The organism is Rubellimicrobium roseum, from assembly GCF_006152145.1.
GTDB lineage: Bacteria > Pseudomonadota > Alphaproteobacteria > Rhodobacterales > Rhodobacteraceae > Rubellimicrobium > Rubellimicrobium roseum.
Map to the genome: position 1 here is coordinate 234,573 of NZ_VDFV01000004.1, position 10,059 is coordinate 244,631.

The window sequence follows — 10,059 nt, forward strand, 5'->3', positions numbered from 1 at the left end:
CGGGCCTGCGCACCCTTCCGGACTGAACGTGGGCGGGCGACGGCGCTTGCGGTCGGCCGAAGCTGGCGGCCAGGATGCCGGGGCAACGAGAGACGGGAGCATCGGATGGAACAGGACTTCGCGGGCCGGGTCGTGCTGGTCACGGGCGCGGGGCGGGGCATAGGACGGGCCGTGGCACTGGAATTTGCCCGGCGCGGGGCGGCCGTCGCGTTGGGTCTGCGCCGGCGCGATGCGGACGGCGGCACGGCAGGGCAAATCCGGGCCGAGGGCGGCACGGTCCTTCCCCTCCAGATGGACGTCACGGACCTGCTGCAGATCGCCGCGGCGGTGGCCGAGGCGGAGGAGCGGCTAGGTCCCGTCGACGTGCTGGTGAACAACGTGGGCTTCAGCCGCCCGGCCCCGGCGCTGGAGGTTGCGCCCGAGGACTTCGACGCCATGGTGTCGGCGAACCTTCGGGGTGCGTTCTTCACCGCCCAGGCAGTGGCGCGGCGCATGGCCGCACGTGGCGGCGGGCGGATCATCAACATGGGCAGCCAAGCGGGCGCGGTGGCCCTGCAGGACGAGTCGGTCTACTGCATGACCAAGGCGGCGCTCGCCCACCTGACCCGGTGCTGGGCGGTGGAATGGGCGGCGCACGGGATCAACGTGACCTGCGTCGCGCCCACCTTCACCGCCACCGAAGGCGCCGCCGTCTGGCTGGAGGACTCGGCGTTCCGTGAAAGTGTCCTTGCCCGCATCCCGCTTGGCCGCGTGGCCAAGCCCGAGGACGTGGCGCGCTGCGTGGCCTTCCTCGCTTCTCCGGGTGCGAACATGGTGACCGGGACCACGCTCGCCGTGGATGGCGGCTGGACCGCCGTCTGATGCTCCCTCGGAGAACCCGGCCAGAGCGTCGGTCGGCCGGCAGGATGACGAATGGTCACGGGTTGACGATATTCGCACAATGATGTGGCTTTGCGCGTCTTTGTTTCTTAATGACCCAAGGCGGGCGGAACCTCCCCCGCCTTGCCGGCGCACCGACGAAAGGAGGGTCCCATGTCCCGAATGGAACTCATGGCCGCTATCGCTCTGGCGGCCGGGATGACCCTGACAGTGGCGCTGATCGCCAGTCCCGACTCGGCCGAGGGCGAGGCTGCCTCGGCGGACTTCTTCGATCCGAGCCGTTTCCTGGGCTGGCTTCAACCCGAAGAGGAACCGCAGGAGATCGGCCCGGCCGAGGACGACCTATTCGACGCCTACTGACTCCGGAGGCCGTCCGGGAGGGGATACGCGCTCCCATCGGACGGTTCGGAACCGAACGAACGGGCGTTCGTTCCGTCCGGTCGCCGGGAACGCCGTCGAGGTCGAGCTCTTGGCCGTCCGTTATCATAAACTGTTCGTCTTCGACCCTCGGGATCTGCCCGACCGGGGGCGCAGCTTGGACCGCGAGATCCTGAAGGCCGCGCGATCCGATCTCCGGATCGGGTTGATGCCGCTCGCTGACTCGGCCGTTCCGACATACCTGCGCGAGCATCTGGCTCAGGGCCGTGCCCGCCTGACGCCCCCGGGCCGCAGGGTGGACGCCACCTTGGTCGTTGCCGACCACGCGGGCATGTCGGCCGACCTGTCCCGAGTGAAGGCCGAGAGGATCGTTCCCTGGGACGGGCTGCCGGAAGATGACTCCGCTTTCGTGGCTGAGGGCGCGCAAGCCGTCAGTCCGGCCTTCGCGCGCCGTCCCGGCTTCGCGGCCGACCTCAGGGACCTTCCCCGCCCGCTCGGCACCGGCATCGCATGGCTCAGCGCACCGGCCCTTCGCGTCCTGCGCCGCCTCGCGGAGAAGCGACCGGAAGTGTTCGACCTGTCGGGGCCGACCTACCGGATATTCGACTGGAACAGTGACGCCTTCTCCGACCTGGGTTTCGGCGATCTCGCGCCATCGCGCCTGGCACGGCGGCTCGACGTCTTCGTCTGCTTCCCGGCCGAGGAGGACTGGCCCCGCCACGACGCCCTGATTCGCCAGGCCTTGGTGGCCGGAGCCCGCGTCGTCCTGCCCATCCATGCCGAACGGCGCTTCGGCGCGGGTCCGATCCTCTGCGCTCCGAAGGATCTCGCTCCCCGCCTCCTGGCGTTGCTCGACACGCCGAACGACGATCCCCCCCGACTCCACACCGCACGGACCGGGGCGCCGCGATCCAGAAACCGTCGGCGACAAAGCATCCTCTTCATGCCGGCCGAGGGCGGGTTCGGCCATCTGGCCCGGACCTTGGCGGTGGGACGCCGTCTGTCGCCCAGCATCCCGGTCGTAGTGGCTACGCAGGCTCCCGCGATAGGATCCATCGAGGCACTGGGCTTGCGGGCGTCCTATCTGCCGCCGATGGACCTGACCGCCAGTTCGGGCGCGGCCTGGGAAGCTTGGCTCCGGCACGAGCTCGACCGCCTGATCGAGACCCACGACGCCGGCGTGGTCGTCTTCGACGGCAACCACCTCCGGCCTGCCCTGGTGCAGGCCGTCGCTTCGCGCAACGGCTGCCGGCTGGCCTGGATGCGCCGAGGCCTCTGGGGCCGCTCGACCAGCCGCTTCCTCCGCAACGCCCGCTGGTGCGATCTCGTCATCGAGCCAGGCGAGATAGCTGTCGAACGGGACCGGGGGGTGACGGCCGCGCGGCGGGACGAGGCCGTCGAGGTCGCGCCCGTCCGGCTGCTCGAACCCACCGAACTGCTTTCGCGCCCCGAAGCGGCGGCGACGCTCGGGCTCGACCCGACCGGGGTTTCGGTCCTGGTCCAGATCGGGGGCGGCCAGCGCCGCGACCCCGTCGGCCTCACGGACCGCGTGATCGCAGCGCTTCGCAGGATCCCCGGCCTCCAGATCGGCTTGGCCGAGGACGGCCAGACCGAGCATCCCCTACGGCTCTGGCCCGATGTCACCTACGTTTCGGCCTTTCCGCTGGCACGCTACTACAACGCCTTCGACTTCTCGGTGTCTGCGGCCGGTTACAACACCTTCCTGGACGTCGTCAGCTTCGGGCTACCCACCATCTTCGTGCCCAACCGACATCCCTCGATGGACGATCAGGCGGCCCGGGCCAAGTACGCTCAGGACCACGCTGCGGCCTTCGAGCTGTCCGCGGGCGACATGGCGGAGTTCGACAAGATCGTGTCCCTGATCATGAACGACCGGGCGAGGGCCTATCTTCGGAACAACTGCCTGCGCCTCGCCCCCGAGAACGGCGCGGCGGCGGCGGCCCGGCTCCTGGAACGCCTGCTCCGCGCCGGGCCGACATGAGCGGCCCAACCTCGCGCGATCAAAGGCCGAAGCCGGTCAGGCCGACGGACGGCGACGACCGGGTAGAGCGTCTTGCCCGCCGGATCGAACGGCAGCACCACCTGATCTCTCGACTCGCGGCGATGCTGGAGCAGCAGGCCCCCGAGGGGGCCAAGCCGCGTGTAGTGGTCCTTCCGCCCTTCGCTGGCCTTTCGGCGCCACCCCGGGCTCAGCCAGAGTCCCGCCTCCTGATCGACTGGGGCCGGCAGCCCCCTCCCGCGCCACTTTCCCCTGCTCCGGGCCTCGACAGCTTCGGCCTCCTCCCGCGGGGCGGGCGGGCCGTGGCACTGTCGCTCCTGGGCCTCGGACAGGCCGAGCGCAAGGCCGCTCTGGGCGAGATGGCGGCGCGCCAGCGGACCGATCCTGGCCTCCGTCCGGTGATCCTGACCGACAGCCCCGCCCTCGGACCGGCGCTGGAGCGCGGCTATGCTGTCGAATACCTCGGCGACGAGACGGCCGACCGCCACCGTCGGATCGAGCAGATCGCCAGGAAGTGGGGGCTTTCGACCGCGCTGGTCCGTCGGGCCGGCACCGGCGGGTTCGCGGAGACGACGATCGAAGAGCTTCTCGGGCAAGCGACCACGACGGCCGCCCCGCCAGCACCCGACCCGGAGCCGCTCCCCCGCCCCGCCCCCGTGGCGATACGGCGGCGCGAGCCAGTGGCGCAGTTCCAGAAGCGCTCCTACCGGCCTACGCGGCCGTCTGCCTCGCCCGACGGCGGCCCGCTCCTGTCCTACTGCATCCCCGTCATGGATCGCGGAGCCGACCTCCGGGCGACCCTGGGCGCCAACCTGCGCGAACAGGCAGGCTTCGGAAGCCTTGTCGAGTTCATCGTCGTCTTCTTCGACCGCGATGTGGAAACCCAGGACTGGGTCCGGCACCGTCATCGCCGCGAGATTGCGAAGGGACGGCTCCGGGTGGCCGTATCCGAGGCGCTGGATTCGTGGCACTTCGCGAAAGCCAAGAACGCCTTTCGGCCGCTGGTGCGCGGTCGCATCTATTCCAGCCTCGACGCCGACAACTTCGTGACCTCAGCCGAGACGCAGCAGGTCATCGACGTGCATGCCGTCCATGGCGAGCACTTCGTCTTCCACCACTTCTCGGGCACCTGGGGCGACGGGACCAGCGGCCGGATCAGCCTGCCTGCCTCGCTCTACCGCGAGGTGGGCTACAACGAGAGCCTGCTGCCCCGCCAGTTCGACGAGATCGACCTGATCCTGTCCGTCCTGCGGAAGGACCCGCGGGCCGCCCTGATCTGCCATAGCGTCGAGCGCAACCTGATCACCCTGTCCGACCGGACGCGCGCCTTCGTGAGCCGCGAGGGCCTGCGCAACCCCTTCGTCCACACGCCGCCGGTGCCGCGCCGGGCGCCTCTCAACCCCCGGGGGGCAGAATACGTCCGCCAAGACGCCGTGCTCGCGGCGATGACCGACTTCAACCAGGCGCTTTCCTTCCTGTCCAATTCGTCATCCACCCAGGCAAGGGACCGCTTGGTGGCCCTGGCCTATGGGGCACGGCAGCGGCTGGCGGATCTCATGACGGGCGAGGCGCTCGTGCGGACGCTGTTCGAGGAGCCGGAGGCGACGCTCGCCCTCGCCCGCCCGGACCCTGCCGAGGTCTGCCTCTTCGCCTGCGTCCGCAACGACTGGACCTTCCTGCCCAAGTTCGTCGAGCACTACCGCCGGCGGGGGGTGGCCCGGATCTTTCTCGTGGACGACCGCTCCGACCCACCGCTGGCGGGGCGGCTGGAGGAGCCCGGGGTTCATGTCGTCGTGCCCAAGGCCGGAACCTTTCTGACCGCCAAGGGCCTCTGGCTCGAAGCCCTCATGAAGACCGTGCTTGCGCCCGGCCAATGGGCGCTGACCGTCGACGCCGACGAGTTCGTCGATACGCCGGCCGGGACCACCGGCTTTCCCACGCTCGCCGCGCGCGCCGAGGCGCAGGGAAGATCCTGGATCGCCGGGCTCCTCGTGGACATGCTCCCGGGCTCGGCCGAGGACCTCCTGGAGCTCGACCGCGATCCCACGGCCTTCGACCGGGTCCTCACCCGTTGCTGCCATGTGCCCCGCGCGTCGGACGCCGACTACCTGGCCCATTCCTCGATCCGCTGGGGCTTCGGGCGGCAGGCACAACTGTCCTGGACCATCGACGCCCGCTTTCACGCCTTCGGAACCTTCGACTCGCTCCGCAAGATCCCCCTGCTGCGCTATCGGCCAGGTCTGCACCTCAACCAGGGCTTCCACGATCTCCACTTCTCGGACGGCACGCCGCCACTGGGACCCCATGTCTGGGACGAGGACCCCGTCCTCGCGATCCGGCACTACAAGCTTGAAAAGCTTCTCACGGCCGCCGCGCGCGATCAGCTCGCCCATCAGGTTCGGGCCACCGGAGCGCTCCAGTACCACTGGCGCACGGCCGCCAACCTCCAACGCATCCTGGGCGAGGACGCGCAACAGGCGGAACGCCTCCTTGGGTTGCCGACCCTGCCCTACCCGGACGGCGTCCTGCGCGCTCTGGACCTGCGGGACGGCGGCCCGGCGGCGGCCCGCGCCTGACCGGAGCGGTCGCGGCCCGGGCGGTGCATCCCGATGGAAGCGCAGCGGGCCGGCCCTAGCTCATGGCGCAAACCACAGAGCCAGGGAGGCCGCCATGACCAGATTGACCGCCAAGGACTTCTCGCCCGAGCTGCTGCAGCTCTACGACGGCTACGCTCATGGCCGGATCACCAAGCGCGAGTTCCTGGACCGCGCTGGCCGCTTCGCCGTGGGCGGCATGACGGGCATGGCGCTCCTCCAGGCCATGAGCCCGGACTACGCGCTGGCGCAGCAGGTCGAGTTCACGGACCCCGAAATCCTGCCCGAGTATGTCACCTATCCCTCGCCCGAGGGCCATGGCGAGGTGCGCGCGTATCTCGTGCGGCCGGCCACGCCCGTCGACGGCGCGCAGCCCTCGGCCGAAGCCGCCGGTCAGGGTCCCTTCCCCGCCGTCGTGGTCGTCCACGAGAACCGCGGGCTCAACCCCTATATCGAGGACGTGGCGCGGCGGCTCGCAAAGGCGGGGTTCCTGGCGCTGGCGCCCGACGGCCTGAGCTCTGTCGGCGGCTATCCCGGCAACGACGAGGAGGGCCGCGCGTTGCAGAGCCAGGTCGACCCCGAGCGGCTCATGAACGACTTCTTCGCCGCCGTGGACTGGCTCCGGGCGCACGAGCTCTCCACGGGGCGCCTGGGCATCACGGGCTTCTGCTACGGCGGAGGCGTGGCCAATGCCGCCGCCGTTGCGATCCCCGAACTGGCGGCCGCCGTGCCCTTCTACGGCCGCCAGCCCGCCGCCGAGGACGTTCCGCGCATCAGTGCCCCGATCCTGCTGCACTACGCCGAGATGGACGAGCGGATCAACGAAGGCTGGCCCGCCTACGAGGCCGCGCTCCGGGAACACGGCAAGACCTACGAGGCGCATGTCTATCCGGGGACCAACCACGGATTCCACAACGACTCCACACCCCGCTACGACGCCGAAGCCGCCGAGTTGGCCTGGAGCCGGACGCTCGACTGGTTCCGGCGCCATCTGGCCTGATCGGGAGCCTTGCCGCGACGATGGCCCGGCCAATGGTCACCGAAGCCGATTGACGGAATACGAAGGGAATGCGACCCGGCCTGTCCGGGTCGCCTGACCTCATCCCGAGCCTCCGATAATCTGCTTGCTCCACCCCCGTGCCACGCCTGCCCTCACCGGCCTTTCGTGACCTTTCGCTCACCACCGGGATGAAATTATTCCTAGCGTCAGGCAGGCCCTCTTCCATGACATCCTGAGTTCTCTTCTGGTCGTACCCTTTGGTCCGTACCTGTCCAGGAATTGGCGTCGCGTGATGAACTACATGGGACGCGTACCGATCGACGTGACCGCGTCGGCGCTGACATCGTGGCCCACGCCCTTCCAGCCATGCTCGGGGGCGAGGCAGCCGGGGGGCTGCCGCATTTCGCGCTCGTGCAGGCGCTCTTGTCCCATTTGCCGGCCAAGGTTGCCCAGTCTTGGCTACCGGGGCCGAGGGCCTGAGCGCCCGCCTTGCCGCAGACTTCCTGTCGCCAGCTTCGATCCGCCGTCGACCGACATCGCCGCCGGCTCGGGACAGGACGACTTCGCGCGCGGCCACTCGCAGCGTAACGGACTAATGCAGGCTCCGGCGGATCCGGCGCAGTCCGAACCAGGTGGCGACGATCACCACCGGCGCGACCAGGGCGGCGAGAAGCGGCTTCTCGACGCTCAGCGCCTTTTCCACCGGCCCGAGCAGATACATCGCAAGCCCGACCGCGTAATAGCTGACGGCCACGACGCTCAGCCCCTCGACCGTGTGCTGGAGCCGGAGCGCAAGGTCGGCGCGGCGGTCCATGCTTTCCAGAAGCCTCTGATTCTGTCCCGACCGCTCCACGTCGACGCGGGTGCGCAGCAGATCTCCCGCCCGCAGCGCCCGCGACGACATCGCCCCGAGACGCCGCTCCGTCGAGCCCACGGTCCGCATGGCCGGATCGAAGCGGCGGCGCATGAACTCGGCGAGAGTCTGCCGCCCGCCGAAGCGCGTCTCGCGCAGCGCTTCGATCCGCTGGAGCACGATGGTCTCGTAGGCCACCGTCGCCGACATGCGGAAGGCCGAGCGCGAGACCAGATGTTCCAGCTCGGCCGAGATGTCGAGAAGGCCATGAAGCGTCTCGGCCGGCGGGGCCCCCTCGATGGCCATCGCCTCCACGAGCCGGGACAGGCGTGCGTCCAGTTCGGCCATGGGCCGGGCCAGCTCGCGCGCGACGGCGAAGCCCAGCATGGCCGTGGCGCGGTAGGTCTCGATCTCGCAAAGGTTCTGGACGATCCGGCCGACCCGTTGGGCGCCCGTGTCCTCGCGGACCCAGACGGCGAAGCGCATGTGCCCGGCCGGGTCGATGCGGAAGTCCCCGGCCACGATCGCCTGATCGTCCAGCACCCGGGACAGGGCCAGGCTTTCCGGCACGAACCAGTTGTCGGCCTGACGGGCGATGGCCTCGTCAGACGGGGCGGGCTCCACCCGGATCAGGGCCGAGGCGATGCGGGCCCCCGGCGCGGCTGCCAGCCAGTCGGAGGGAAAGAGACGCAGGAGGTCAGGATGGAAGGCAGGACCAAGGGTCCCTTCCTGCCAGCACATGTAGGTCACGAACTCCGTGTGGCTTTCCCACTTGAGCGTGCAGCGCCCGATCTGGCCGGTCCAGTGCGTGGCCCCCGGCGGCGGATGCGGCGCGCCGTGGCGGTCCAGCAGATCGACGAGATGCGCCCGCTCCGACTCGCGGTCGCGCGCGGCGCCCTCCTCGGGCATGAGCGCCAGGTACACCGCGTCGCCCGGCCCGGCGAGCGCGGGGCGGGGCCGCGCATGAAGCTCGTTGGCCAGCGCCACGCGCTGGGGATGATCCGGCGGCAGAGGGAGGACGGACTGGACGAGGGACATGGGGCTCTCGGCAGATGCGGGGAAGCTGCTCTTCCACCAGCATGTCCACGATACGCTGTCCACCGAAAGCCGTCCGCATGGTCACGCGCCCCCGACCTTGGTCGAGCGCGCGACCGATCATCGCGGTGCCCCGCCCTTCGGGACGTGCCCGCAACGCGGCCAGAGCCGCCTGCGCCTGATCGGGCGGTACGAGGAGCACCAGCGTTCCCTCGTTGGCCAGATAGACCAGATCAAGGCCCAGAATCTCGCACACGCCCTTGACCTCGGGCCGCAGCGGCACCGCCGTCTCCTCGACCTCGATTCCTCAGTCCGCCGCTCCGGCCATCTCGTCGAGCGCCGCAAGGCCTCTGCGCGTGCAGTCCCGTGCGGCTCGGAAGCCGGGGGCGGCAGCCAGCGCGTCCTCCATCAGGTGCCCAAGCCCGGCGCAACGGCCCGGCGAGCGGCGCGTCGCCGTGCAGGCCGCGCTGGCCTCCTCGATCCGGCCCCAGCGGTCCACGACCACCGGCACGTCGAACACCGAATCGAGTACCGAGGCCATGCTGCGGCGGAGCGATTCCAGCTCCTCGTTCTGCCGCTCCAGATGTGTGACCAGCTCGGAGTAGGTCCGGTCCACGGCGCGCGGCACGTCGCCTCAGGCCGAGTCGCTGAACTCGGCCACCCCGTCCTGCGCGATGTCCTGGCTCAGGCCCAAGGCGCGGAAGTTATCCGGGACCGCGTCCCGGCAACAGCCGCCCGACGGGCGACCCGCGGCCGCACTCGGGAGCCGATGGTCCCCCCTTCACGAAGGCGTGGCGTTCCGGGCACCCGATGTGAATACTGGGGCAACCGACCTCTACACCTGAAGGACCCAAATGTTCACGCAGAAGCTCATCAACGACGGCGACGCGGCGGTGGACGAAATGCTGGCCGGCATCCTGGCCGCGCATGGCGACAAGCTTTCGCGGCCCTCGCCGCGCGCCGTGGTGGCCAGGAACGGCCCGCGCGCGGGCAAGGTGGCCATCGTGGTCGGCGGCGGCTCGGGGCACGAGCCCACCTTTCTGGGCTTCGTGGGCAAGGGGCTCGCGGACGCCTGTGCCGTGGGCAACGTCTTCGCCTCGCCGCCGCCGCAGCCCGCCGTCGACGCCGCCCTGGCCGCGAACGGGGGCGCGGGCGTGCTGTTCCTGTACGGCAACTACGCCGGCGACGTGATGAACTTCGACATGGCCACCGAGATGCTGGAGATGGAGGGCGTAGAGGCGCGCACGGTTCTGACCACTGACGACATCGCCTCGGCGCCCCGCGAGCAGCGCGGCAAGCG

The 10,059-nt window shown here is 70.1% G+C and carries 7 protein-coding genes and 1 pseudogene; 6 read left to right on the top strand and 2 right to left on the bottom strand.

The genetic code is table 11. The features are described from left to right. The first annotated feature begins 105 nt into the window (after positions 1 to 105). The 5 genes from FHG71_RS06430 to yghX all read left to right on the top strand — a co-directional run bounded on the left by FHG71_RS06430 (position 106) and on the right by yghX (position 6,871). Positions 106 to 861 (top strand): SDR family NAD(P)-dependent oxidoreductase, encoded by a 756-nt coding sequence (locus FHG71_RS06430; RefSeq protein WP_139080798.1) that lies wholly within the window; start codon positions 106 to 108, stop codon positions 859 to 861. Between the two features lie 171 nt (positions 862 to 1,032). After that, the gene (locus FHG71_RS06435; protein WP_139080799.1) at positions 1,033 to 1,239 is read left to right on the top strand and encodes a hypothetical protein; all 207 of its coding nucleotides are present in this window, start codon (positions 1,033 to 1,035) and stop codon (positions 1,237 to 1,239) included. A gap of 109 nt (positions 1,240 to 1,348) precedes the next feature. Continuing rightward, positions 1,349 to 3,259: a glycosyltransferase gene (locus tag FHG71_RS06440; RefSeq protein WP_139080800.1), complete on the top strand. Its 1,911-nt coding sequence runs from the start codon at positions 1,349 to 1,351 to the stop codon at positions 3,257 to 3,259. After that, positions 3,256 to 5,853, top strand: a complete 2,598-nt coding sequence (locus tag FHG71_RS06445; protein ID WP_139080801.1) for a glycosyltransferase family 2 protein — start codon at positions 3,256 to 3,258, stop codon at positions 5,851 to 5,853. Before FHG71_RS06440 ends, FHG71_RS06445 begins: the two co-directional genes overlap by 4 nt. Positions 5,854 to 5,947: 94 nt before the next feature. Next, positions 5,948 to 6,871, top strand: coding sequence for a YghX family hydrolase (yghX, locus tag FHG71_RS06450; protein WP_139080802.1), 924 nt, complete (start codon positions 5,948 to 5,950; stop codon positions 6,869 to 6,871). A 592-nt stretch (positions 6,872 to 7,463) separates the two neighbouring features. Here yghX and FHG71_RS06455 read toward each other — a convergent pair. Continuing rightward, positions 7,464 to 8,762: a DUF3422 family protein gene (locus tag FHG71_RS06455; protein WP_176559311.1), complete on the bottom strand. Its 1,299-nt coding sequence runs from the start codon at positions 8,760 to 8,762 to the stop codon at positions 7,464 to 7,466. Between the two features lie 10 nt (positions 8,763 to 8,772). Beyond that, positions 8,773 to 9,189 (bottom strand): annotated as a pseudogene (locus tag FHG71_RS06460) (AIR synthase-related protein); the annotation flags it as partial. 424 nt (positions 9,190 to 9,613) lie between these two features. On the opposite strand from FHG71_RS06460, the gene FHG71_RS06465 reads away from it, so the two are divergent. Next, on the top strand, positions 9,614 to 10,059 hold a 446-nt coding region (locus tag FHG71_RS06465), incomplete at its 3' end, for a dihydroxyacetone kinase subunit DhaK (protein WP_139080803.1).